The organism is Pseudomonas citronellolis (genome assembly GCF_900112375.1).
In the GTDB taxonomy this organism is placed as follows: Bacteria; Pseudomonadota; Gammaproteobacteria; order Pseudomonadales; family Pseudomonadaceae; genus Pseudomonas; species Pseudomonas citronellolis.
In genome coordinates, this window is sequence record NZ_FOLS01000005.1 from 151,563 (window position 1) to 174,945 (window position 23,383).

The following is a 23,383-nucleotide window of genomic DNA, read 5'->3' on the forward strand; positions in this document are numbered from 1 at the left end:
TACGCAAGGGTTCCGGCCGCGGCCGGTGACCGCCGTAGCCGGGTGGGCTGCGGCGGCGCGTTGGAACGGTGGCGGGGAAAGGCCGCCGGGTCAGGGACGCCAGGGGCCTTTTGGGCCCGGGGCGGTGAAACCTGGCTCTTTGTAGGAGCGGGCCCTGCCCGCGATTCGCGCGCAGGGCGCGCTCCTACATGGAGACCGCGTAGGATGGGTTGAGCGAAGCGATACCCATCATCGTGGCCTACGAAGAGCAGTCAGAGCTGGTCGAAGTCGAGGACCACCTTGTCGCTCAGCGGGAAGGCCTGGCAGCTGAGCACGTAGCCGGCCGCCACTTCGTAGTCTTCCAGGGCGAAGTTGCTGTCCATCTCCACTTCGCCTTCGATCACCTTGCACTTGCAGGTCGAGCACACGCCGGCCTTGCAGGAGTAGGGCAGCTCGGCGCCCTGGGCGTTGCCGGCGTCGAGCACGCTGACGCTGTTGCGCGCCAGTTCGAAGGAGAGTTCGCGGCCGTCGCTGATCACTGTGACCTGGCTCTTGCCGCTGTCGGTCGCGGCGGCGGCCTGGCGGGCTTCGCGCTTGCTCTCGCTGCCGGCGGCGGCGAACAGCTCGAAGTGGATGCGCTCGGCCGGCATGCCATTGGCCCTGAGTTGGTCGCGCACGGTCTCGGTCATCGCCTGCGGGCCGCAGATGAAGGCGGCGTCGAGGTGCTTCACGTCCAGCCAGCGGCTGAACAGCTGGCCGCACTTGTCGGCGTCGATGCGGCCGTTGTAGAGGTCCACGTCCTGCTGTTCGCGGCTGAACACGAAGATCAGGTTGAGGCGCTGCAGGTAGCGGTTCTTCAGGTCTTCCAGCTGCTCGCGGAACATCGCGGCGTTGCTGGAGCGGTTGCCGTAGAGCACGGTGACGCGGCTGTGCGGCTCGGCTTCCAGGGTGGTCTTGACGATCGACAGGATCGGCGTGATGCCGCTGCCGGCGGCCACCGCCAGGTAGTTGCCGTGGCGCGCCGCATCCAGCTGCACGTTGAAGTGGCCGGCCGGCGGCATCACTTCCAGGCTGGCGCCGGCCTTCAGCGCCTCGTTGGCGTAGGCCGAGAAGCGCCCGCCGGGCACGCGCTTGATCGCCACGCGCAGCTCGCCGTCGTTGACGCCGCTGCAGATGGAGTAGGAGCGGCGCACCTCCTCGCCGTCCAGCTGGGCGCGCACCACCAGGTGCTGGCCCTGCTCGAAGCGGAAGCTGTCCTGCAGGTCCTGGGGGACGTCGAAGGCGATGGACACGGCGTCGCGGGTCTCCGGGCGCACTTCGCGGATCTTCAGGCTGTGGAATTTGCTCATTGTTCTTCTCCGGCGGCGGCGCCGCTCAGATGCACTTGAAATAGTCGAAGGGTTCGCGGCAATCGACGCAGCGGTACAGCGCCTTGCAGGCCGTGGAGCCGAACTGGCTGAGCTGCTCGGTGTGCAGGCTGCCGCACTGCGGGCAGCGCACTTCCGGCGTCTCGCCGAGCAGGCTGCGCTTGCTGGTGCTGCCGGCCGGCGGGGCGATGCCGTATTCGCGCAGCGCCTGGCGGCCGGCGTCGCTGATCCAGTCGGTGGTCCAGGCCGGGTCCAGGCGCCGTTCCAGTTGCGGCGCGGCGAAGCCGGCGTGTTCCAGGGCGTGCTGGATGTCCTGCTCGATGACCTCGGTGGCCGGGCAGCCGGAGTAGGTGGGGGTGACCACTACGTGCAGGTGCCCGCCGTGCCAGTCCAGGCCGCGGACGATGCCCAGGTCGACCACGCTGACCACTGGCACTTCCGGGTCCATCACCTGGCCCAGCACGTTCCAGGCATGGCTGAGGTCGTCGGCGGAACCTGCGCGCGCGCCGCGGTCGCTGGCGATCAGCTCACCAGGTCGCATCGGGGTAGGCCCGCTGGAGGAACTGCATCTCGGCCAGGAGGATGCCCAGGTGCTCGGTGTGCAGGCCGCGGCGGCCGCTGAGGTAGAAGTTCACCGCGGGCTCGGGCAGCGGCAGGGTGGCGCTGGCGAAGATGTCGGCGACCTTGGCGCGCCAGGCGGCGGCCAGCTCTTCCGGGTTGGGCGCCACGCCTTCGGCGAACAGGCGCTGTTCCACTTCGTCGGCGTTGGTCATCTCGACGGTGAAGCGCCAGACCTGCGGAATCGCCGCCAGCATGCGCGCGTGGCTTTCCTCGGTGCCGTCGCCCAGGCGCTCGATCCACTCGCCGGAGCGGCGCAGATGGTAGGTGACCTCCTTCAGGCCCTTGGCGGCGATGGCGGCGATGCGCGCGTCGCTGGAATCGCTGAGGGCGCGCAGCACGTGGAAGTGCCAGGCGTCGTAGAGGAACTGCTTGGCCATGGTCACGGCGAAGTCGCCGTTGGGCTGCTCGACCAGCAGCAGGTTGCGGAAGGCGCGCTCGTCGCGGCGGAACGCCAGGTGGTCGGCGTCGCGGCCGTCGTCCAGCAGCTCGGCTGCGTACTCGTACCAGTTGCGTGCCTGGCCAACCAGGTCGAGGCCGACGTTCATCAGCGCCAGTTCTTCTTCCAGGGCCGGGGCGCGGCCGCACCATTCGCACAGGCGCTGGCCCTGGATCAGGGCGCTGTCAGCGAGGCGCAGCAGGTATTCGATCTTGTCGTTATGCGGGTTCATGCACGCGATCTCACATGTGGCCGACTTCGGGCGGCAGCTCGTAGAAGCTGGCGTGGCGGTAGACCTTGTCCTGCGCCGGGTCGAACAGCGGGTCCTTCTCGTCGGGCGAGGAGGCGGTGATCAGCGCCGAGGGCACCACCCACAGGCTCACGCCTTCGTTGCGGCGGGTGTACAGCTCGCGGGCGTTCTCGATGGCCATCGCGGCATCGGCGGCATGCACGCTGCCGACGTGCTTGTGGTTGAGGCCGTGCTTGCTGCGCACGAAGACTTCAAAAAGGGTCCATTCGCTCATGGTGTTCTCCTCGCGGCTCAGGCGGCGTCGCGTTTGCGTTGTTGTTTTTTACGGGCATGGGCGACCGCGGCTTCGCGGACCCAGGCGCCGCTCTCGATGGCGTTGCGGCGGGTGGCGACGCGCTCGGCGTTGCACGGGCCGTTGCCCTTGAGCACTTCGTAGAATTCTTCCCACTGGATGTCGCCGAAGTCGTAGTGGCCGCGTTCCTCGTTCCACTTCAGGTGCGGGTCCGGGGCGGTGCAGCCGAGCAGTTCCAGCTGCGGCACGGTCTGGTCGATGAAGCGCTGGCGCAGTTCGTCGTTGCTCTGCCGCTTGATCTTCCAGGCCATCGACTGGGCGCTGTTGGGCGAGTGCTCGTCGCTGGGGCCGAACATCATCAGCGCCGGCCACCAGAGGCGGTCGATGGCGTCCTGGACCATGTCCTTCTGCGCCTGGGTGCCGTGGCGCATCATGGTCAGGAGGATTTCGTAGCCCTGGCGCTGGTGGAAGCTTTCTTCCTTGCAGATGCGGATCATCGCGCGCGAATAGGGGCCGTAGGAGGTGCGCTGCAGCACCACCTGGTTGACGATGGCGGCGCCGTCCACCAGCCAGCCCACCGCGCCCATGTCGGCCCAGTTCAGCGTCGGGTAGTTGAAGATGCTGGAGTACTTGGCGCGGCCGGAGTGCAGCTTGGCGACTTCCTCGTCGCGGTCGGCGCCGAGGGTTTCCATGGCGCTGTACAGGTACAGGCCGTGGCCGGCTTCGTCCTGGATCTTCGCCATCAGCTGCAGCTTGCGCTTGAGCGTCGGCGCGCGGGTCACCCAGTTGCCCTCCGGCAGCATGCCGACGATTTCCGAGTGGGCGTGCTGGGAAATCTGGCGGATCAGGGTCTGGCGGTAGGCGTCGGGCATCCAGTTCTTCGCCTCGATCTTGATCTCGGCGTCGATCTTCTCCTGGAAGGCACGCTCCTCGGGGGACATGTCCTCGAGCGACTTGACGCGCTTGACGCCAGTCTCGACCAGTTGTGCATACATGCTGTGTCTCCAGCCTTTGTTCTGTTGTGGGGAGGCCTTGGCCATGGCGCTATTTTTAAATGATACAGAAAGCAATGTCTAACACTAAATAGTGTGTCGTATGTGTTTTTTGTATCGCTTTGGGGGTAGGCGGGGGTGGGCGTTGGGCGCCAGTGGAAGACTTGTGGTGAATGGCTGCTGGAATTCGCAGCTATCTGGCGGTGAACGTGATGATAAAGGAGGGTTTGGATCAGGCGGATGATCGCGGCTCCGGCGCGATACCGGAGTGACGAATGGAGGGGTTAAAGCGATACGTAAAATTAGAGTGTGGCTGGTGTACGTGTTTCTGATGTGGCGCCCGCCGGGGCGGGCGCCGGTATCGGTTCAGGCGTCGACGATCACCTGGAAGCCGCCGAAGATCATGCGCTGGCCGTCGAAGGGCATGGACTGGAAGTTGTCCTTCAGGCGTGGGTCCTCCATGACCTTCTTCATCCCGGCGTCGCGTACCTCGCGGGACGGCCAGGTGATCCAGGAGAACACCACGGCCTCGTCCTCCTTGCGTTTCACGGCCATGGGGAAGGAGGTCACCTTGCCTTCGGGGACGTCGTCGCCCCAGCACTCGACCACGCTGAGCGCGCCGTGTTCCTTGAAGACCACCGCCGCCTTGCGGGCCAGCTCGGTGTAGGCCTCGCGGTTGGCGGTGGGGACGGGGACGATGAAGCCGTCGATGTAGTTCATGGTGGGGCTCCCTTTGCTGTTTGAGGGGGGAGTGGGTCTCCCGTGGGGGTCGATTGCTAGTCGTTCAGGGTGGGGGAGGATCGACAGGGGTGTGGCGGAAGGTGATGGGCGGTCGGGGGGGCTGGGTTTGAGAGCGCCCTCTCCCTAACCCTCTCCCTGAAGGGAGAGGGGACTGTCCTCTGCCTGCTGAAGCATCCGAGTACTCCTGCGGTTCCCGGCTGACGCTTGACTTCCCGTCCACGCCGAACGGCTCCCTCTCCCTTCAGGGAGAGGGTTAGGGAGAGGGAGCGGAGGTCCGCTTGACGATGAAGCCAAGCCTTACCTTTCAATGCCGACTGGCCACAGCCGCCCCAATCCCCGTCATCGACCGGATGAACTGCCCCAGGTACCGCCCACGCTCCGCCTCCGCCCTCGCCGAACGGTCGCTCACCGAGAACCCCCAGGCCGCCAGGAAGGCCGCGCTCATGGAGAACAGCGCCGGGTTGCTGTAGGGGAACACCGCCTCGGCGTTGCCCAGCACCGCCACCCACACCGGCGGGCCGAGCACCAGCAGGGCGATGGCGGTGAGCAGGCCGGCCAGGCTGCCGGCCACCGCGCCGCGGGTGGTCAGGCCGCGCCAGAACATCGAGAGGAACAGCACCGGGAAGTTCACCGAGGCGGCGATGGCCAGCACCAGGCCGGAGAGGAAGGCGATGTTCTGCGACTCGAAGAGCACGCCGAGGATCACCGCCAGAACGCCGATGCCCAGGGTGGCCAGGCGCGACACGCGCATTTCCTCGGCCTCGCTGGCCTGGCCCTTGCGCAGCACGCAGGCGTAGAGATCGTGGGACACCGCCGAGGCCGCCGACAGCGCCAGGCCCGCTACCACCGCGAGGATGGTGGCGAAGGTCACCGCGCAGATGAAGCCGAGGAACAGGTTGCCGCCCACGGCCTGGGCCAGGTGCACGGCGACCATGTTGCCGCCGCCGATCAGCGCGCCCTCGGCGGTGCGGAAGGCCGGGTCGTTGCCGACCATGACGATGGCACCGAAGCCCACGGCGATCAGCAGCAGGTAGAAGTAGCCGATGAAGCCGGTGGCGTAGAACACGCTCTTGCGCGCCTCGCGGGCGTCGCTGACGGTGAAGAAGCGCATCAGGATGTGCGGCAGGCCGGCGGTGCCGAACATCATGCCCAGGGCCAGGGAGATGGCGTCCACCGGGTTCGCCAGCAGGCCGCCGGGGGCCATGATCGCCACGCCCTTGGCGTGCACTTCGGTGGCCGCGGCGAACATCGCCTCGCTGCTGAAGCCGAAGTGGCGCAGCACCATGAAGGCCATGAAGCTGGTGCCCGAGAGCAGCAGCACGGCCTTGATGATCTGCACCCAGGTGGTGGCCAGCATGCCGCCGAAGGTCACGTAGCAGACCATCAGTGCGCCCACCACCAGCACCGCCTGCAGGTAGCTCAGGCCGAACAGCAGTTCGATCAGCTTGCCGGCGCCGACCATCTGCGCCACCAGGTACAGCAGCGCCACGATCAGCGTGCCGAGGGCCGCGGTGATGCGGATCGGCGCCTGCTCCAGGCGGTAGGAGACCACGTCGGCGAAGGTGTACTTGCCCAGGTTGCGCAGGCGCTCGGCGATCAGGAAGAGGATGATCGGCCAGCCGGCGAGCACGCCCAGGGCGTAGAGCAGGCCGTCGTAGCCGCTGGCGAACATCATCGCCGAGATGCCCAGGAAGGACGCCGCGGAGATCATGTCGCCGGCGATCGCCAGGCCGTTCTGCATGCCGGTGAGGCCGCCGCCGGCGGTGTAGAAGTCCGCCGCCGAGCGGGTGCGCAGGGCGGCCCAGCGGGTGATGGCCAGGGTGGACAGGACGAAGGCCAGGAACAGGCCGATGGCGTGCCAGTTCAGCGGGCGTTCGGCGCCGGCGGCCAGGGCCGGCTCGGACAGCGCCAGGCCGGCGAGCAGGAACAGGGACTTCATGCCTGGGCCTCCTGCTTGAGCCGGTCGTTCAGCGGGTCCAGCACCTTGTTGGTCTGGTGCACGTAGAGGCCGGTGAGCAGCACCGAGAGCAGGATCAGGCCGACGCCGGCGAGCATACCGACGCTGGTCACCCCGCCGGCGAGCGGGCGGCCCAGCAGGCCGGGGGCGAAGGCCACCAGCAGGACGAAGCCGTAGTAGGCCAGCAGCAGGGTGGCGGTAAGGGACCAGGTGAGGCGTTGCTTGCGGCGGACGAGAAGGAGGAAGTCCGGGTGTTCCCGGAGGCGTTCCAGGGGCAGGGTCATGGCGCGCTCTCTGTTGTTGTGAGGTTGTCGAGGCAGTTTGTTTGATACGTAAATGTATTTTTAGTTTGTAATTGAGTATCGGAATTGATTGTCACCCAGGAGGCACAGGCCGGGGAGGGGGATGCAGGCGAAAGTCGTGTCGGGATGTTGCCGGGAGAGGGCTTTTCGTAGGGGCGAGCTTGCTCGCGAACCGCCCAGCGCAAGAGCGTTCGCGAGCAGGCTCGCTCCTACAGGGTGTGGGGTCGCGTGCCAACGAGAAACTCCCCGTCGCAACCCATCCTACGAAAAGCAACTCGGCGCAATCGCCTGCGGGGAAAATGAAAAACCCCGCCGAGGCGGGGTTTTCGTGGCGCGGGGCGATCAGCCCTGGTTGCGCTTGTCGAACACGTGGCAGGCCTTGCCTTCGGAGCGCTTGAGGCTGTGGAACGGCTGGATCAGGATGCGCGCGCTGATGCCGATGTGCGTCTTGACCTGCTTGCTCAGCTCGTTGGCCACCTGTTTCTGCTGCTCGGCGTCCAGGTGCTGCAGTTCGTGCTTGAGCTCGACGTGCACGTCCATGCTGTCCATGTTGCCGTTGCGATACAGGTGGATTTCGTAGACTTCGGCCAGCTGTTTCACTTTCAGCACCTGCTCCTCGATCTGCGTGGGGAACACGTTCACCCCGCGGATGATCAGCATGTCGTCGCTGCGCCCGGTGATCTTGTCGATGCGCCGCATCGGCCGCGCGGTGCCCGGCAGCAGGCGGGTGAGGTCGCGGGTGCGGTAGCGGATCATCGGCAGCGCTTCCTTGGACAGCGAGGTGAACACCAGCTCGCCGTATTCGCCGTCGGGCAGCACCGCGCCGGTGGCCGGGTCGATGATCTCCGGGTAGAAGTGGTCTTCCCAGACGGTCGGGCCGTCCTTGGTCTCGGCGCATTCCATGGCCACGCCCGGGCCCATGATCTCGGACAGCCCGTAGATGTCCAGGGCGGTGATGCCCAGGCGCTCTTCCACGGCGCGGCGCAGTTCGGCGGTCCACGGCTCGGCGCCGAAGATGCCCAGGCGCAGCTTGAGGCTGTGCGGGTCGATGCCCTGGCGCTCGATCTCGTCGGCCAGGTTGAGCATGTAGGACGGGGTGACCATGATGATGTCCGGCTGGAAGTCGCGAATCAGCTGGACCTGCTTCTCGGTCTGGCCGCCGGACATCGGGATCACCGTGCAACCCAGGCGCTCGGCGCCGTAGTGGGCGCCCAGGCCGCCGGTGAACAGGCCGTAGCCGTAGGACACGTGGACCTTGTCGCCCTTGCGCCCGCCGGCGGCGCGGATCGAGCGCGCCACCACGTTGGCCCAGGTGTCGATGTCGTTCTGCGTGTAGCCGACCACCGTGGGCTTGCCGGTGGTACCGCTGGAGGCGTGCAGGCGCACGATCTCGCTCTGCGGCACGGCGAACATGCCGTAGGGGTAGTTGTCGCGCAGGTCGTTCTTGCCGGTGAAGGGGAACTTCGCCAGGTCGTCGAGGGATTTCAGGTCGTCCGGGTGCACGCCGGCTTCGGCGAAGCGCTTGCGGTACAGCGGGACGTTGTCGTAGGCGTGCTTGAGGCTCCAGCGCAGACGGTCCAGCTGGTGCTGGCGCAGTTCATCGAGGCTGGCGGTCTCCAGCGGGTCGAGCAGGGCACGTTCGGCATCATGGTACATATTCATGGGTTCACTCGATTTGTTCTTGTACGCCAGCCCGCGTGCGGGCTGCGAGTGTCATGGGGGGAGGATACGCCCCCCGCGGAATCCGGTCTTTGCGCTTCTGGCCAGGGTCTTTGGCGTCCCTGCCAGAGTTATTGCGGCAGGCGCTCGATGACCATGGCGATGCCCTGGCCGACGCCGATGCACATGGTGCACAGGGCGTAGCGGCCGCCGCGCTCTTCCAGCTCGTGCAGCGCGGTGGTGACCAGGCGCGCGCCGCTCATGCCCAGCGGGTGGCCCAGGGCGATGGCGCCGCCGTTGGGGTTGACCCGTTCGTCGTCGTCGGCCAGGCCCAGCTCGCGCAGCACGGCCAGGCCCTGGGCGGCGAAGGCTTCGTTGAGTTCGATCACGTCCATGTCGTTGAGGCTCAGGCCGGTCAGCTCCAGCACCTTGCGCGTCGCCGGCACCGGGCCGATGCCCATGATCCGCGGCTCGACGCCGGCCACCGCCATGCCGACCACCCGGCCGCGGGCCTTCAGGCCGTGGCGCTGGGCCGCTTGCGGGCTGGCCAGCAGCAGCGCGCAGGCGCCGTCGTTGACCCCCGAGGCGTTGCCGGCGGTGACGCTGCCTCCCTCGCGGAACGGCGTGCCGAGCCTGGCCAGCTGTTCCAGGGTGGTGTCGCCGCGCGGGTGCTCGTCATGCTCGACCACCTTGGCCGGGCCCTTGCGCTGGGGGATTTCCACCGGGACGATTTCCTTCGCCAGGCGGCCGCGGGCCTGGGCGGCGGCGGCCTTGTGCTGGCTGCGCAGGGCGAAGGCGTCCTGGTCGGCGCGGGAGATGCCGAACTGTTCGGCGACGTTCTCCGCGGTTTCCGGCATGGAGTCGATGCCGAACTGCGCCTTCATCAGCTTGTTGACGAAGCGCCAGCCGATGGTGGTGTCGAAGATCTCCGCGCTGCGGCCGAAGGCCTGCTCGGACTTGCCCATCACGAAGGGCGCGCGGGACATGGATTCGACGCCGCCGGCGAGCATCAGCCCGGCCTCGCCGCAACGCAGGGCGCGGGCGGCGTTGCCGATGGCGTCCAGGCCCGAGCCGCACAGGCGGTTGATGGTGGTGCCGGGCACTTCCTGGGGCAGGCCGGCCAACAGCGAGGCCATGTGCGCGACGTTGCGGTTGTCCTCGCCGGCCTGGTTGGCGCAGCCGAGGATGACGTCGTCGATGGCGCTCCAGTCCAGCTGCGGGTGGCGCTGCACCAGAGCCTTGAGTGGGATGGCGGCGAGGTCGTCGGCGCGCACGCTGCTGAGGGCGCCGGCGTAGCGGCCGATGGGCGTGCGCACCGCGTCGATGATCAGGGCGTCGCTGAGGGTGGCGTTGGTCATTCGGGGGTCTCCTGCGTCAGCACGGTGCCGCGCACTTTGTAGGATTTGCCGTGGAACAGGGCGATCAGCTGTCCGTGCTGGTTTTCGATGCGGACGTCGTAGTTGCCGGTGCGGCCGCTGCGGCTCTGCTCGCTGGCCGTGGCGGTCAGTTCGTCGCCCAGGCGCGCCGGGGCCACGTAGTCGATGCTGCAGCCGATAGCCACGGTGGCCTCGTCATAGCTGTTGCAGGCGAAGGCGAAGGCCGAGTCGGCCAGGGCGAAGAGGAAGCCGCCGTGGCAGGTGCCGTGGCCCTGGATCATGTCCTCGCGCACCGGCATGCTCACCTGCGCGCTGCCGGGGCCGGCGTCGAGCAGGGCGATGCCCAGGCGCTGGGTGGCCAGGTCGCGGCTGAACATGGCGTCGGCGCAGGCGCGGGCCAGTTGTTCGGGGGTGCGCTCAGTCATGCAGGCGGCTCCCTTCGGCGTGCTTGCGGCGCAGCAGCAGGGACGGGCGGTAGCGCTCCTCGCCGTAGCTGCGTTGCAGGTTGTCTAGGGTGTTCAGCACGTAGCCGACGCCGATGGCCTCGGCCCAGGCCAGCGGGCCGCGCGGGTAGTTCACCCCGGCGCGCATGGCCAGGTCGATGTCGGCGGCCGAGCCTACGCCCTGCAGCACGGCGTCGGCGGCCTCGTTGGCGAGCATCGCCACGGTGCGCAGCACGGCCAGGCCGGGCAGGTCGGCCAGCGCAGTGACCTTCAGGCCGGCGCGGCGCAGCAGGGCCACGGCCTGGTCGCGGGCTTCGGCGCTGGTGTCGGCGGACCAACTGATGGCGATGCGCGAGGCCTTGGCGTAGTCCAGCGCCAGGTCGAACAGCACCAGGTTGCGCAGGCCGTCGTCCTTGCCGCGCTGGCTGGCCAGGCGGCCGTCGGAGAGTGCCAGCACCGCGTCGCCGACGCGCAGCAGGCCGCTGCCGGCGCGCTCGACCACCTGCACGCCGGCGTCCTTCAGGCGTTGCACCAGCGGCTGGGCCACGCCCAGGTCGCCTTCGACCACGCAGCTGGCCACTTCGGCTGCGCTGGTCAGCTCGGCCGCCTGCGGGCGTTCGGCGCCTTCGGCGTAGTCGTAGAAGCCGCGGCCGCTCTTGCGGCCCAGGCGGCCAGCGTCCACCAGCTCCTTCTGGATCAGCGAGGGCTGGAATCGGAAGTCGCCGTAGTAGGCGGCGAACACCGAACAGGTCACCGCGTAGTTGACGTCGTGGCCGATCAGGTCGGTCAGCTCGAAGGCGCCCATGCGGAAGCCGCCGGCGTCGCGCAGCAGCGCGTCGAGGCTGGCACAGTCGGCGGCGCCTTCCTGCAGCAGGCGCAGGCTTTCGGCGTAGAACGGGCGGGCCACGCGGTTGACGATGAAGCCGGGGGTAGAGCGGGTGTACACCGGCTGCTTGCCCCAGTTCTTCGCGGTGGCGTGCAGGGCCTGGGCCAGCTCCGGACAGGTCGCAAGGCCGGAGACGATCTCCACCAGGGCCATCAGCGGCGCCGGGTTGAAGAAGTGCATGCCGATCACCCGCTCGGGGTGCTTGAGGCCGGCGGCGAGGCTGGTGATGGACAGCGAGGAGGTGTTGCTGGCGAGGATGCAGTCGGCCGCGCACAGCGCTTCCAGCTGGTTCAGCAGGCCGCGCTTGACCTCCAGGTTCTCGACGATGGCCTCGATCACCAGGCGCGCATCGGCCAGGGCCTCGATGGCTTCCACCGGTTGCAGGCGCGCGACTATGGCGGCGCGTGCTTTGGCGTCGAGCTTGCCTTTCTCGACCAGGCGGCCGAGCTGGCGGTCGATGCCGTCGATGGCCTGGGCGGCGGCGCCCGGGCGGTTGTCGTAGAGCTTCACCGGGTGGCCGGCCTGGGCCGCCACCTGGGCGATGCCGGCGCCCATGGCGCCGGCGCCGATCACCGCGACCTGGGCATTGATATCCAGTGCGTGCATGTCAGCGGCCCTTGAAGCTGGGGGTGCGTTTTTCCATGAAGGCGCCGACGCCTTCGCGGTAGTCCTCGCTGCGCCCGGCCAGGCGCTGCAGGTCGCGCTCCAGCTCCAGCTGCTCGTCGAAACTGTTGTTCAGGCTGGCGTTGAGGCTGCGCTTGATCAGCGCCAGGCCGTAGGTCGGCTGGGTGGCCAGGTGGCGGGCCAGCTTGAGGGCTTCCTCGCGCAGGTTGGCGTCGTCCACCACCTGGTAGATCAGGCCCCATTGCTCGGCCTGTTCGGCGGACAGGCGGTTGCCCAGCAGGGCCAGGGCCTTGGCGCGAGCCAGGCCGACCAGCCGCGGCAGCGTCCAGGTGCCGCCGGAATCGGGGATCAGGCCGATCTTGCAGAAGGCCTGGATGAAGCTGGCCGAGCGCGCTGCCAGGACCAGGTCGCAGGCCAGCGGGATGTTCGCCCCGGCGCCGGCGGCCACGCCGTTGACCGCGCAGATGACCGGCAGCGGCAGGTCGCGCAGGGCGCGGATCAGCGGGTTGTAGAACTTCTCGATGGACTCGCCCAGATCGGGCATCTCGGCGCCCGGGGCGACGTTGCGGTCGGACAGGTCCTGGCCTGCGCAGAAGCCGCGGCCTTCGCCGGTCAGCAGCAGCACGCGGGCCTCTTCGCTCTGGCGCACCTGCTTGAGCGCTTCGCGCACCTCGCCGTGCATCCTGGCGTTGAAGCTGTTCAGCTGCTCCGGGCGGTTCAGGCTGAGGAGGGCGACGCCGTCCTCGATGGAAAACAGGATGTGCTCGAAGGTCATGGGCGGGCTCGCTCCATCAATCGGTATAGAAGGAAGAAAGGGGCTTCAGCGGCCGAGGAAGCGCGCCGGGCGCTTTTCCTGGAAGGCGCGGATGCCTTCCTCGCGGTCGGCGGTGCCGGCCAGCAGGGTGAAGGCGTGGCGCTCGAAGCGCAGGCCGCTGGCCAGGTCGGTGTCCTGGGCCTTGAGCAGCGCTTCCTTGGCCATGCGCACGGCCAGCGGCGCCTTGCGCGCGATGACGCGGGCGACCTGCAGGGCGCGCTCGACGGTGAACTCGGGTTGGGTGACTTCGCTGACCAGGCCGGCGCGCAGGGCGTGGCGGGCGTCTATGGCTTCGCCGGTGAGGACCATCTGCATGGCCAGGGACTTGCCCACCGCGCGCAGCAGGCGCTGGGTGCCGCCGGCGCCGGGGATGATGCCGAGGTTGATTTCCGGCTGGCCGAAGCGGGCGTCCTCGCCGGCGATGAGGATGTCGGCGTGCATCGCCAGTTCGCAGCCGCCGCCCAGGGCGAAGCCGTTGACCGCGGCGATCAGCGGCTTGGCGAAGGCGGTGATGCGCTGCCAGTGGGCCACGCGCGGGTCGTTGAGGATGCCGACCAGGTCGCGCTCGGCCATCTCCTTGATGTCGGCGCCGGCGGCGAAGGCCTTGCGGCTGCCGGTGATGACCACCACGCGGGTCTCGGCGTCGCGCTCGGCGGCGTCCAGTTCCGCGGCCAGTTCGCCCAGCAGTTCGGTGTTCAGGGCGTTGAGCGCCTCGGGGCGCTGCAGGGTGATCAGGCGGACGCCGTCCTCGGGCGCCTGCACGGCGAGGGTACGAGGCATGTAAAGCTCCTCAGGCTGCACGCACGGCTTGAGGCCGGCTCATTGGAATTGTTATGCGGGCTCGTCGCGCCTCTGTGGGTGCGGACGGTCCCTGGCTGGCATCCAGTATATGCCTTAAGTGATACAAAACAACAATAACAAAATTGATTTATGTGTCTCGTATGTCGAGAGGATTGCCAGGTTCGGGCTTCCGCAAGGGGCTGCGAAGCCCGTTGGACAAGGGCTGATAGCTATGGGACTTGCGGCTTGGCAGACGTGCCGGTGGTCGCTCGGGAAAGCGATACAGCATCGGGTGCATTGACGATCGGATTTGTTGTGATACAAGATTTTCCAAACAACGAATCGCGACGGGTCGCTTTCCCGTCCCGTCCCGCCTTGCCGGCGCCCCTGGCGCCGCCGTGCACAAGGAGCCACCCTGATGCCGTCCGTCGCCTGCGCGCTGGAACCCTTCGCCGAAGCTGGATGCCCGTTCAGGGTGCAGCGCCACCTCGATCTGCCCGAAGAGGAGGCCTGAGATGCCCTGCTACAGCCTCGAAGGTCTGACACCGGTGGTCGACCCGACCGCCTACGTGCACCCCACTGCGGTGCTGATCGGCGACGTCATCGTCGGCCCCGGTTGCTACGTGGGGCCGCTGGCGGCGCTGCGCGGCGACTTCGGGCGGATCATCCTGGAGGAGGGCGCCAACCTGCAGGACACCTGCGTCATGCACGGCTTCCCGGACAGCGACACCGTGGTCGAGCGCAACGGCCACATCGGCCATGGCGCGGTGCTGCACGGCTGCCGCATCGGCGCCGACGCCCTGGTGGGGATGAACGCGGTGGTGATGGACAAGGCGCACATCGGCGAGCGCTGCATCGTCGCCGCCACCGCCTTCGTCAAGGCCGGTTTCGAATGCCCGCCGCAGCGCCTGGTGATGGGCTCGCCGGCCACGGTCAAGCGCGAACTGAGCGAGCAGGAAATCGCCTGGAAGCAGCGCGGCACCGCCGAATACCAGCAATTGAGCAAGCGCTGCCTGGCCAGCCTGGTGGAATGCCAGCCGCTGGCCGCGGTGGAGGCCGACCGCCCGCGTCTGGGCGATTCCGGGTTCCGCCCGAAGGGGCAGGGCGCATGAGCCTCATTGGGGTTCGCTCCAATGGCCAGGCGGCCCGGCGGGCAGGTATAGTCGGCGCTTTATCCGCGCCCGACCGAGCCATGAGCAGTCTCGCCCCGCTGAACCAACTGATCGCCCGCTTCCAGGAACAGACGCCGATCCGCGCCAGTTCGCTGATCATCACCCTCTATGGCGACGCCATCGAACCCCACGGCGGCACCGTCTGGCTGGGCAGCCTGATCGGCCTGCTGGAGCCCATGGGGATCAACGAACGGCTGATCCGCACTTCGATCTTCCGCCTGACCAAGGAAGGCTGGCTGACCGCCGAGAAGGTCGGCCGGCGCAGCTACTACAGCCTCACCGGCACCGGCCGGCGGCGTTTCGAGAAGGCCTTCAAGCGCGTGTACAGCCCCGGCCTGCCGGCCTGGGACGGCGCCTGGACGCTGGTGCTGCTGTCGCAGTTGGCGGCGGACAAGCGCAAGCAGGTGCGCGAGGAGCTGGAATGGCAGGGCTTCGGCGCCATCGCCCCGAGCGTGCTGGCCTGCCCGCGCTGCGACCGCGCCGACCTCACCGCGACCCTGCTGGACCTGGACGCGCTGGACGACAGCATCGTCTTCGAGACCCACGCCCAGGAGGTGCTCGCCTCCAAGGCCATGCGCCTGCAGGTGCGCGAGAGTTGGAAGATCGACGAGCTGGGCCAGCACTACAGCGAATTCATCCGCCTGTTCCGCCCGTTGTGGCAGGCGCTGCGCGAGCAGGGCGAGCCGGATGCCCGGGACTGTTTCCTGGCGCGCACCCTGCTGATCCACGAATATCGCAAATTGCTACTGCGCGACCCGCAACTGCCGGACGAACTGCTCCCCGGCGACTGGGAAGGGCGCGCGGCGCGGCAGCTGTGCCGCAACCTCTACCGCCTGGTGTACGCCAGGGCCGAGGTGTGGCTGAACAGCGCCCTGGAGACCGCCGACGGCCCCTTGCCGGATGCCGGCGAGAGCTTCTACCGGCGCTTCGGAGGGCTGAACTGAGCCGGTTGGCTCGAAACATGCTTCACAAGCGCCGTACCGAGGCGGCGCTGCGGGACCACCGGCCGGACGGCCGGACCATGACGGGCGCCTGCCTGAGCGTCCGCTGATAAAAACAATGCGTGCATGAGGCTTTAGGTCATGAACCCTTCATCGATTTCCAGGGATGAGGCTTTCGAAGCGTGGTTGGGCCAGGTCAACCAGGCGTGCGGGCGTTTCGACGCGCGCACCCTGGGGCCGTCCTTCCACGGGAAGCTGCGGGAGTACCAGGGCGGTGCCATCAAGCTCAGCGTGGTCGACATGTCCCAGGTGCACCTGTACCGCACCAGCAAGGAGGTGAGCGCCAGCGGCAACGGCCACTTCTACGCGGTGTTCCAGCTCGACGGGCGCTCGCGCCTGGAGCAGGACGGCAGCCGCGTGCAGCTGGCCCGCGGCGACATCACCCTGGTGGACGCCAACCGCCCCTGCGACATGACCTACGAGGAGGACTCGCGGCAGCTGTCGCTGATCCTCCCGCGCCAGGTGCTGGAGCGTGGCCTGCGCTTCTCCGGCATCGACTGCGCGCGGCGCATCCCGGCCAGCTCGCCGGTGGCGGTGCTGGCCAACACCCTGATCCTCGAGACCACCCGCCAGAACGGCCTGGGCATGCAGGAAAGCGAGGCCACCCTCGACGCCCTGGTCAGCCTGCTGCGCCCGGCGCTGGCCGGCGCGGAAGCCGAGGGCGACAGCCATGAAAGGCTGTTCCGCAAGGCGCTGGCCTTCATCGACGAGCACATCGGCGCCGAGGAACTCTGCCCGGAACTGATCGCCCGCGAAGTGGGCGTGTCGGTGCGCGGCCTGTACCGCATGTTCGCCAAGAAGGGCCTGGTGGTGGCGCAGTACATCAAGAACCGCCGCCTGGACTTCTGCGCCGAATCCCTGCGCAACGCGGCGGGCGAGCAGAAACTGTCGGCGCTGGGGTATGCCTGGGGGTTCTCGGATTCCAGCTACTTCTCCACGGCGTTCAAGTCGCGCTTCGGGGTTTCGCCGGGGGAGTATCGGAAGCGGTATGTGCATTGAGAGCGGCTGCAGGCTGTAGGCTGCAGGTAAGAGCGTGAAGAGCCCCTCTCCCCAGCCCTCTCCCGCAAGCGGGAGAGGGGGCTGTTCGTGCCGAGAGGGGGCCTGGTTCCAGACGGCAATCCCTGTGCTAACCGGCTAACTCCAGAACATCCAACCCTGCCCAACGGTCCCCTCTCCCTTCAGGGAGAGGGTGCTCTTGGGGCCGGCACCATAGCCTCCCAGCCCCGTAGGATGGGTTGAGCGAAGCGATACCCATCGCCCCCACCGCATGGGTTTCGCAAACGAAAAGCCACGAAAGCCCCTCGGCGCAGCCGGCGAGAGGGTTGACCCCACCGCTCTTGCTTGCAGCTTCCAGCTTCCAGCCTCCAGCGGCTCTTCTGGCACCCCCACCAACACGACTGGCACACAGAAAAACACCCACCCTCGCGCCCCTGGCGACAATCGTCCTCGACCGGCACCTGCCTTGTGCCCGGCCGACAAGAATCGATCGAGAGTGCCCCCTGCATGCTTTTCACCGTGAAATCCCGAATCAAGACCGGCCTCTGCGGCCTGCTGCTGGCCGTGGCCGCTGCCCAGTCCGGGCTGGCCCTGGCCGATGACCTGGCCGCCAAGGGCCAGGCCGTTTTCGAGCGCGACTGCTCCGTTTGCCACACCGCCAATGCCGGCGGCGCCAACATCATGGGGCCGAACCTGCATGGGGTGATCGGCCGCAACGCCGGCTCCCTGGCCGGTTTCAGCTATTCCCAGGCGATGAAGGACAAGGGCGCGGCCTGGAGCCGCGAGAGCCTCGAAGCCTTCGTCACCCAGCCCCAGGCCGCCGTGCCGGGCACCTACATGCCCTACCAGGGCCTGGCCGACGCCGACGAGCGCAAGGCCCTGAGCCTGTGGCTGAGCCAGCAGCACTGACCTTTCCCGGCCGCTCCCGGCGAGCGGTTCCCTGCCTGGCCCGCGGGCCGCAAGAACAGGAGTCACCATGAGCATCACCGCAACCCTGCCGCAGGTCGCCGAGTTCCTCCAGCGCCGCCACGGCTGCTTCATCGACGGCGCCTGGGTGGCCTACGACGGCCCCACCAGCGACGTGCTCAACCCGGCCAGCGGCGAAACCATCGCGCAGATCGCCGACATCGATACCGACATGCTCGACCGCGCCGTGAAATCCGCCCACGCTGCCTTCAAGGCGCGCGTCTGGTCCGACCTGCGCCCGGCCGACCGCGAGCGCATCCTGCTGCGCTTCGCCGACCTGGTGGAGCAGCACGCCGAGGAACTGGCCCAGCTGGAAACCCTCAGCCAGGGCAAGTCGATCAACCTGACGCGCATGCTCGACGTCGGCGCCACCGTCGAGTTCATGCGCTACATGGCCGGCTGGGCGACCAAGATCGAGGGCCAGTCCCTGGACGTGTCCATCCCGCTGCCGCCGGGCACCAAGTTCACCGCCTTCACCCGCCGCGAGCCGGTGGGCGTGGTCGCCGGCATCGTGCCCTGGAACTTCCCGCTGATGATCGCCGTGTGGAAGCTGATGCCGGCCCTGGCCACCGGCAACACCGTGGTCATCAAGCCGGCTTCGGAAACCCCGCTGACCGCCCTGCGCCTGGCCGAGCTGGCCTTCGAGGCGGGCGTGCCGGCCGGGGTGTTCAACCTGGTCACCGGCGACGGCGCGCGCATCGGCGGCGGCCTGGCTTCGCACAAACTGATCAGCAAGGTGTCCTTCACCGGCTCCACCGCTGTCGGCCGCAGCGTCGGCATCGCCGCCATGCAGAACATGACGCGCTTCGCCCTGGAACTGGGCGGCAAGAACCCGATGATCATCCTGGCCGACGCCGACATCGACAAGGCCGTGCAGGGCGCGCTGCTGGGCGGCCTGCTCAACAGCGGCCAGGTCTGCGCCGCGGCCTCGCGCTTCTACGTGCACGAGTCGCGCTATGCCGAGTTCGTCGACAAGCTCGGCGCGGTGGTCGCCGGCATGAGCATCGGCCAGGGCATGGACGATACTGCGCAGATCACCCCGCTGGTGTCGCGCAAGCAGCAGGCCTCGGTGCTCAAGCACATCGAGACCGCCCGCCGCGAAGGCGCCCGGGTGGTCTGCGGCGGCGAGCCGATGGACTGCGATGGCTTCTTCGTGCGCCCGACCGTGCTGGCCGACGTCACCCAGGACATGGCCGTGGCCCACAATGAAGTCTTCGGCCCGGTGCTGGCGGTGCTTTCCTTCAAGGAAGAGGACCAGGCCATCGAGATGGCCAACGACAGCGAGTACGGCCTGGGCGCCAGCCTGTGGACCAACGACCTGACCCGCGCCATGAACCTGGTGCCGCGCATCGAGTCCGGCACCGTCTGGGTCAACGCCCACGTGCTGCTGGACCCGAGCATGCCCTTCGGCGGCGTCAAGCAGTCCGGCATGGGCCGCGAGTTTGGCCGCGCGGTGGTCGAGGCCTACACCGAGATCAAGTCGGTGTGCATCGCCCACTGAGGGCGCTTTGCGTAGCGTGCCGCGCGGCGGCACGCTACGCCGCTTTCCCGGATGGCGGCAGAGGAGGCTGATCGCATGTTCGCCCTGACCCTGCGCGTGGCGCTGGCCTGCCTGCTGCCGTTCGCCGCCATCTTCCTGCTCGACGCCATGCCCAGCGTGCACCCGGCCTGGGACTTCGCCAACGTCGCCGGCTTCGTCGCCGGGGCGCTGTTCCTGCTGCTGTTCGCCTACACCGGCAAGCCCATGGCCCGGCCGCGGCACGACGGCAAGTTCTTCATGGTGCTGCACCGCGACCTGTCGTTCGTCGCCGCCGTATTGCTGGTCGTCCACGTGGCGGTGCTGCTGGTGGACGAGCCGCTGGTGCTCGACGAACTGCTGCCCGGCGCGCCCTGGCACATGCTCGCCGGCGATGGCGCGACGCTGCTCCTGCTGCTGATCCTGCCGCTGAGCCTGACCGCCGTGCGCCGGCGCATCTGGCCCAGACATGCAGACTTCCGCCGCTGGCATTATGGCTGGAGCGCCGCCATCGTCGCCCTGGCCGCCGTACACATGATCGGCGCCGGCTACTACAGCGGCGCCACCTGGAAGGCCGTGCTCTGGGGCGCGCTCAGCGTCGCCGCGCTGGCCTGGCCGCGGCTGCCGCGGCCCACGCCGCACTATGCCGAGGGCGGGCGCCGGCGGCACAGCGCCTACCTGGCCAGCCGCCTGAGCCTGGGCGTGCTCTGCGCCGGCCTGGCCCTGGCCGGGCTCTATGCGCTGCTCGGCAGCGTGGACCTGCCGCTGCTATGAAACGCTGGTACCTGCTGTTGGCCATCCCGCTGCTGGCGGCCTTCGTCCTCGGCGCGCGGCACGGCCACGACCAACTGGTGCGCCAGCACCCGCTGCTGCCGATGAACTTCGACCACACCAACCACGGCAGCATCAACTGCGTCACCTGCCACCACGACTTCGTCGACCGCTCCACCTCGGCCTCGCCCAGCGGCAGCCGCACCTGCGTGCTCTGCCACAAGGAGTCGCCGCAGCTGGCCGTGACCATCGAGCACGACTTCCACCAGTTCTGCGAAAGCTGCCACCTCAAGCGCCTGCAATCCTTCCAGCAGGCCGGCCCGGTGCGTTCCTGCAAGGGCTGCCACACGCCGCCCGCGATGGCGGGCGCGCCTTAGTTGAGGATCAGCAGGCGCGGGTATTCGCGCAGGTGCGAGGAGGTGATCTGGGCGAGGGAGCGCATGGCCCCCAGCGGGTCGTCCAGGCGGTAGTTGGCGGTGATGCTGACGTCTTCCAGGCGCTCGTCGGCATTGACGATCCAGCCCGGGTAGTAGCGCCGCAGTTCGGCCAGCACCTGGCTCAGCGGGCAGTTCTCGAACACCAGGCGGCCCTGCACCCAGGCCAGCAGGCGCTGGCTCTCGCCGTTGTGGCGGCGCTCGCCGAAGCCGCCGGGGCCGACGCGGATGCTGTCGCCGGCGCCGAGGCTGACGCGGGTGTCGTCGCCGGCGCTGCGCAGGTCCACCTCGCCGTGCTGCACGCTGACTTCCGCCTCGTTGCCCAGGTAGCGCACGGCGAAGGCGGTGCCGCGCACGCTCACCTGCACCGGGCCGGCCTCCACCTCGAAGGGGCGGCTGCGGTCGTGGGCCACGTCGAAGTAGGCTTCGCCGCGGAACAGCCGGGCGCTGCGGCGCTGCTCGTCGAGGTGGCTGGACAGGGCGGTGTCGGTGTTCAGCAGGATGCGCGAGCCGTCGGCCAGTTGCAGGCTCTGGCGCTGGCCCACGGCGGTGTAGTGGTCGGCGCGGATGTGCGTCAGCAGGTCGCCCTGCAGGGCCACGCCGAGGGCCAGCAACAGCCCGGCAGCGGCGGCGAAGGAGCGCCAGCGCCGGCGCTTGCGTTGCCGCGCCTGGTGCTGCGCCTGGGACTCCAGGCCGGTGGCGGCCAGGCCGAGCAGCGGCGAGTCCCACAGGCTGCTGGCGTGCCGGAAGGCGTTGGCGTTGGCCGGGTGCGCGGCCAGCCAGGCGTCGAAGCGCGCGCGGGTGGCGGCGTCGGCGTCTTCCAGCTGGATCAGCCAGTCCAGCGCTTGGGCCAGGTGCGGGTCCGGGGCGGTCACGCGGCGTTCCTCGAATCGGGGGCGCACATTGTGGGCCAGCCGCGGGCCGATGGGTAGCCCGTCATGCCGGCGGTTCCAGGCGCCCGAGCACGCCGATGCAGATGGCCATGATGAGCTTCAGCTCCTTCTGCACCGTGCTGGGCGATACCCCCAGCTGCTCGGCGATTTCCGCGTAGCCGCAGCCGTGCAATCGGCTGAGGATGAAGATCCGCTGCTGGCGCGGGGTGAGGCGTTCCAGGGCCGAGCCCAGGCGCTCCAGCAACTGCTCGGCGTGCAGGCCGTCCTCGGCCGAGCTCTGGCTGGAGGGCACCGCCTGGAGCACCTCCTGGGGCACGTCGTCGAGCAGGGTGCGCGATTGCATGCGCAGGTGGCGCAGGTGGTCCAGGGCGAGGTTGCGGCCGGTCTGGAAGAGGAACGGCTCCAGGTGTTCCACCGGGCGCTCGCGCAGGGTGCGGGCCACGCGCAGGTAGGTTTCCTGGACCAGTTCTTCGGCGATGCTGGGGTTCTTCACCATTCTCGCCAGGGTGCGCAGCAGCGGGGTGCGTTGGGCGAGGAACACGGTGTCGAGGTGGGAAAGGCTCACGCGACGTCCATGCAAGTCATTTTCTGATGAGAATCATTATCGTTCGACGGGCATGCTCGGCACAAGCCGGGGCGCCGAGAAAAAAAGAGCGAGGCCCGCCAGCGCGCGCCTCGCTCGTCCCTCAGCCGGCTTGTGAGGGAAAAGGGGGAGGGGCTCAGGCCTTGTCGGCCTTGCCGGCGGCCGCGGCGAACTTCGCCAGGCGCACGTCCAGGCGCCGCGGGCGGCGGCCGTGGTCCTCGGCCTGCTCCTTGCGGCGGATGGCGTTGCGCACCATCAGCGAGCCCAGGTAGCGCACCGGTTCCGGCGGGAAGTGGCCGAGCGGCCCCTGGGCCAGCGGCGAGCGCGTCCACTCGTCGTCCAGGCCCTGCACCAGCGAGGCGAGGAGCTGCCCGCCCATGTGGCAGGGGCCGACGCCGCTGCCGGAGTAGCCGAAGCCGTAGAAGATGTTGCCGCCGGCGCCGAGCCGGCCGAAGAACGGCAGGCCGGTCACCGAGCGGTCGGAGGGGCCGTTCCAGCTCGCCGCGATGGGCACCTCGGCGAAGGTCGGGAAGAACTCGCCGAGGCTGCGCCGCAGCAGGCCGAGGTAGGGCGAGGGCTGGTCGAACACCGGCAGCATGCGCCCGCCGTAGGCGAAGGTGTTGCCTCCCTTGCCAAGCATGAGCCGGCCGTCCGGGGTGTTGTGGTAGTAGTGCACGAAGATGCGCGAGTCGAGCACGGTCACCCCCGAGGTCAGGCCGATCTGCCGCAGCAGGTCCGGGCGCGGCTCGGTGATGATCATGTCGCTAGAGACGATCGCCACCGTGCGCTCGAACTGCGGGAAGGCCCGCGCCATCCAGGCGTTGATCGCCAGCACCACGCGGTCCGCCGCCACCTGGCCATTGGGCGTGTGCACGCGGGCCGGGTGGCCTTCCTCCAGGCCGGTCATCGGCGTGCCCTCGTACAGCCGCACGCCCAGCTGCAGCGCCACCCGGCGCAGGCCGCGCACCAGCTTGCCCGGCTGCACGCTGGCGGCGGCGGGGGAGAACCAGCCTTCCAGGTGCTTGTCCGAGCCGGCCATGCGCCGCACGTCCTCCAGCGGGCGCTTGGCGAAGGAGTTGATGCCGTGCTTCTCCAGTGCGGCGATCACCCCGTCGGTGGCGCCGACCTGGGCGGCATTGGTCGCGGTGTACAGGGTGCCGTCCAGGCGGTAGTCGGCATCCATCCCGTACTTCTCGCAGAATTCGCCGATGGCGTGGATGCTGCGCTCGGAGGCCTTCACCAGGCGGATCGCCTCGGCCAGGCCGAACAGCCGCTCCAGGGTGAAGAACTTCGCCGACCAGGACAGCGCGCAGCCGCCGTTGCGCCCGCTGGCGCCGGCGCCGCAGATGTCGGCTTCGACGATCACCACGTCCAGCCCGGGGTTCTGTTCCTTGAGCTGGATGGCGGTCCACAGGCCGGTGTAGCCGCCGCCGACGATGCATACGTCGGCGCGGGTGTCCTGTTGCAGCGGGGCGGCCCTGTCGCTGTCGTGCTGCAGGGCCTGGGCGAGCCAGAAGGGGCGCATGGGGAGT

The 23,383-nt window shown here is 68.6% G+C and carries 24 protein-coding genes; 7 read left to right on the forward strand and 17 right to left on the reverse strand.

Annotated features, from left to right (window positions below; all coding sequences use genetic code 11):
- Positions 1-251: 251 nt before the first annotated feature.
- The 14 genes from paaE to paaF all read right to left on the reverse strand — a co-directional run bounded on the left by paaE (position 252) and on the right by paaF (position 13,519).
- Entirely contained in the window at positions 252-1,328 is a 1,077-nt protein-coding gene (gene paaE / locus BM060_RS06890) for a 1,2-phenylacetyl-CoA epoxidase subunit PaaE (protein WP_074978554.1), read from the reverse strand.
- Between the two features lie 25 nt (positions 1,329-1,353).
- Positions 1,354-1,887: a 1,2-phenylacetyl-CoA epoxidase subunit PaaD gene (gene paaD / locus BM060_RS06895; RefSeq protein WP_074978557.1), complete on the reverse strand. Its 534-nt coding sequence runs from the start codon at positions 1,885-1,887 to the stop codon at positions 1,354-1,356.
- Positions 1,874-2,635 carry a 1,2-phenylacetyl-CoA epoxidase subunit PaaC gene (paaC, locus tag BM060_RS06900; protein WP_074978559.1) on the reverse strand — a complete coding sequence of 254 codons (762 nt, stop codon included), beginning with the start codon at positions 2,633-2,635 and terminating at the stop codon, positions 1,874-1,876. Before paaC ends, paaD begins: the two co-directional genes overlap by 14 nt.
- 10 nt (positions 2,636-2,645) lie before the next feature.
- Entirely contained in the window at positions 2,646-2,927 is a 282-nt protein-coding gene (gene paaB, locus BM060_RS06905) for a 1,2-phenylacetyl-CoA epoxidase subunit PaaB (RefSeq protein ID WP_024764426.1), read from the reverse strand.
- A gap of 17 nt (positions 2,928-2,944) precedes the next feature.
- The gene (gene paaA / locus BM060_RS06910) at positions 2,945-3,940 is read right to left on the reverse strand and encodes a 1,2-phenylacetyl-CoA epoxidase subunit PaaA (RefSeq protein WP_074978561.1); all 996 of its coding nucleotides are present in this window, start codon (positions 3,938-3,940) and stop codon (positions 2,945-2,947) included.
- A gap of 363 nt (positions 3,941-4,303) precedes the next feature.
- Positions 4,304-4,657 (reverse strand): DUF1428 domain-containing protein, encoded by a 354-nt coding sequence (locus BM060_RS06915; protein ID WP_069864661.1) that lies wholly within the window; start codon positions 4,655-4,657, stop codon positions 4,304-4,306.
- Between the two features lie 325 nt (positions 4,658-4,982).
- Positions 4,983-6,617 carry a cation acetate symporter gene (locus BM060_RS06920; protein ID WP_074978563.1) on the reverse strand — a complete coding sequence of 545 codons (1,635 nt, stop codon included), beginning with the start codon at positions 6,615-6,617 and terminating at the stop codon, positions 4,983-4,985.
- Positions 6,614-6,919: a DUF485 domain-containing protein gene (locus tag BM060_RS06925; protein ID WP_043271749.1), complete on the reverse strand. Its 306-nt coding sequence runs from the start codon at positions 6,917-6,919 to the stop codon at positions 6,614-6,616. The genes BM060_RS06920 and BM060_RS06925 overlap by 4 nt, the downstream gene beginning before the upstream one ends.
- Before the next feature lie 360 nt (positions 6,920-7,279).
- Positions 7,280-8,599: a phenylacetate--CoA ligase PaaK gene (gene paaK / locus BM060_RS06930; protein WP_074978565.1), complete on the reverse strand. Its 1,320-nt coding sequence runs from the start codon at positions 8,597-8,599 to the stop codon at positions 7,280-7,282.
- A gap of 128 nt (positions 8,600-8,727) precedes the next feature.
- Complete coding sequence (gene pcaF, locus BM060_RS06935; protein WP_074978576.1) at positions 8,728-9,954, reverse strand: 3-oxoadipyl-CoA thiolase; 1,227 nt, start codon at positions 9,952-9,954, stop codon at positions 8,728-8,730.
- Positions 9,951-10,397: a hydroxyphenylacetyl-CoA thioesterase PaaI gene (paaI, locus tag BM060_RS06940; RefSeq protein WP_009622469.1), complete on the reverse strand. Its 447-nt coding sequence runs from the start codon at positions 10,395-10,397 to the stop codon at positions 9,951-9,953. The genes pcaF and paaI overlap by 4 nt, the downstream gene beginning before the upstream one ends.
- The gene (gene paaH, locus BM060_RS06945; protein ID WP_074978578.1) at positions 10,390-11,907 is read right to left on the reverse strand and encodes a 3-hydroxyacyl-CoA dehydrogenase PaaH; all 1,518 of its coding nucleotides are present in this window, start codon (positions 11,905-11,907) and stop codon (positions 10,390-10,392) included. Before paaH ends, paaI begins: the two co-directional genes overlap by 8 nt.
- A 1-nt stretch (position 11,908) precedes the next feature.
- Positions 11,909-12,700 carry a 2-(1,2-epoxy-1,2-dihydrophenyl)acetyl-CoA isomerase PaaG gene (paaG, locus tag BM060_RS06950; RefSeq protein WP_043314348.1) on the reverse strand — a complete coding sequence of 264 codons (792 nt, stop codon included), beginning with the start codon at positions 12,698-12,700 and terminating at the stop codon, positions 11,909-11,911.
- Positions 12,701-12,745: 45 nt separating this feature from the next.
- Positions 12,746-13,519, reverse strand: coding sequence for a 2,3-dehydroadipyl-CoA hydratase PaaF (gene paaF, locus BM060_RS06955; RefSeq protein WP_043271744.1), 774 nt, complete (start codon positions 13,517-13,519; stop codon positions 12,746-12,748).
- Between the two features lie 515 nt (positions 13,520-14,034).
- Between paaF and paaY the strand changes: the two genes are divergently transcribed.
- The 7 genes from paaY (at position 14,035) to BM060_RS06990 (ending at position 20,318) form a co-directional block, all read left to right on the forward strand.
- The gene (gene paaY, locus BM060_RS06960) at positions 14,035-14,631 is read left to right on the forward strand and encodes a phenylacetic acid degradation protein PaaY (protein WP_074978580.1); all 597 of its coding nucleotides are present in this window, start codon (positions 14,035-14,037) and stop codon (positions 14,629-14,631) included.
- 80 nt (positions 14,632-14,711) lie between these two features.
- Positions 14,712-15,635 (forward strand): phenylacetic acid degradation operon negative regulatory protein PaaX, encoded by a 924-nt coding sequence (gene paaX / locus BM060_RS06965; protein WP_074978581.1) that lies wholly within the window; start codon positions 14,712-14,714, stop codon positions 15,633-15,635.
- A gap of 138 nt (positions 15,636-15,773) precedes the next feature.
- Positions 15,774-16,691 (forward strand): transcriptional regulator FeaR, encoded by a 918-nt coding sequence (feaR, locus tag BM060_RS06970; RefSeq protein WP_074978584.1) that lies wholly within the window; start codon positions 15,774-15,776, stop codon positions 16,689-16,691.
- Between the two features lie 504 nt (positions 16,692-17,195).
- Positions 17,196-17,597: a c-type cytochrome gene (locus tag BM060_RS06975; protein WP_074978587.1), complete on the forward strand. Its 402-nt coding sequence runs from the start codon at positions 17,196-17,198 to the stop codon at positions 17,595-17,597.
- Between the two features lie 67 nt (positions 17,598-17,664).
- Entirely contained in the window at positions 17,665-19,155 is a 1,491-nt protein-coding gene (locus tag BM060_RS06980) for an aldehyde dehydrogenase family protein (RefSeq protein ID WP_074978590.1), read from the forward strand.
- Between the two features lie 75 nt (positions 19,156-19,230).
- Positions 19,231-19,944: a ferric reductase-like transmembrane domain-containing protein gene (locus tag BM060_RS06985; RefSeq protein WP_074978592.1), complete on the forward strand. Its 714-nt coding sequence runs from the start codon at positions 19,231-19,233 to the stop codon at positions 19,942-19,944.
- Entirely contained in the window at positions 19,941-20,318 is a 378-nt protein-coding gene (locus tag BM060_RS06990) for a cytochrome c3 family protein (RefSeq protein ID WP_009622446.1), read from the forward strand. Before BM060_RS06985 ends, BM060_RS06990 begins: the two co-directional genes overlap by 4 nt.
- On the opposite strand, the gene BM060_RS06995 is transcribed toward BM060_RS06990, so the two are convergent.
- The 3 genes from BM060_RS06995 to BM060_RS07005 form a co-directional block, all read right to left on the reverse strand.
- Positions 20,315-21,250 (reverse strand): FecR family protein, encoded by a 936-nt coding sequence (locus BM060_RS06995; protein WP_083280398.1) that lies wholly within the window; start codon positions 21,248-21,250, stop codon positions 20,315-20,317. The two genes, BM060_RS06990 and BM060_RS06995, sit on opposite strands and share 4 nt — an antisense overlap.
- Positions 21,251-21,311: 61 nt before the next feature.
- Positions 21,312-21,833 (reverse strand): RNA polymerase sigma factor, encoded by a 522-nt coding sequence (locus BM060_RS07000; RefSeq protein WP_043271738.1) that lies wholly within the window; start codon positions 21,831-21,833, stop codon positions 21,312-21,314.
- 154 nt (positions 21,834-21,987) lie between these two features.
- Complete coding sequence (locus tag BM060_RS07005) at positions 21,988-23,376, reverse strand: FAD-dependent oxidoreductase (protein ID WP_074978595.1); 1,389 nt, start codon at positions 23,374-23,376, stop codon at positions 21,988-21,990.
- Positions 23,377-23,383 lie beyond the last annotated feature (7 nt).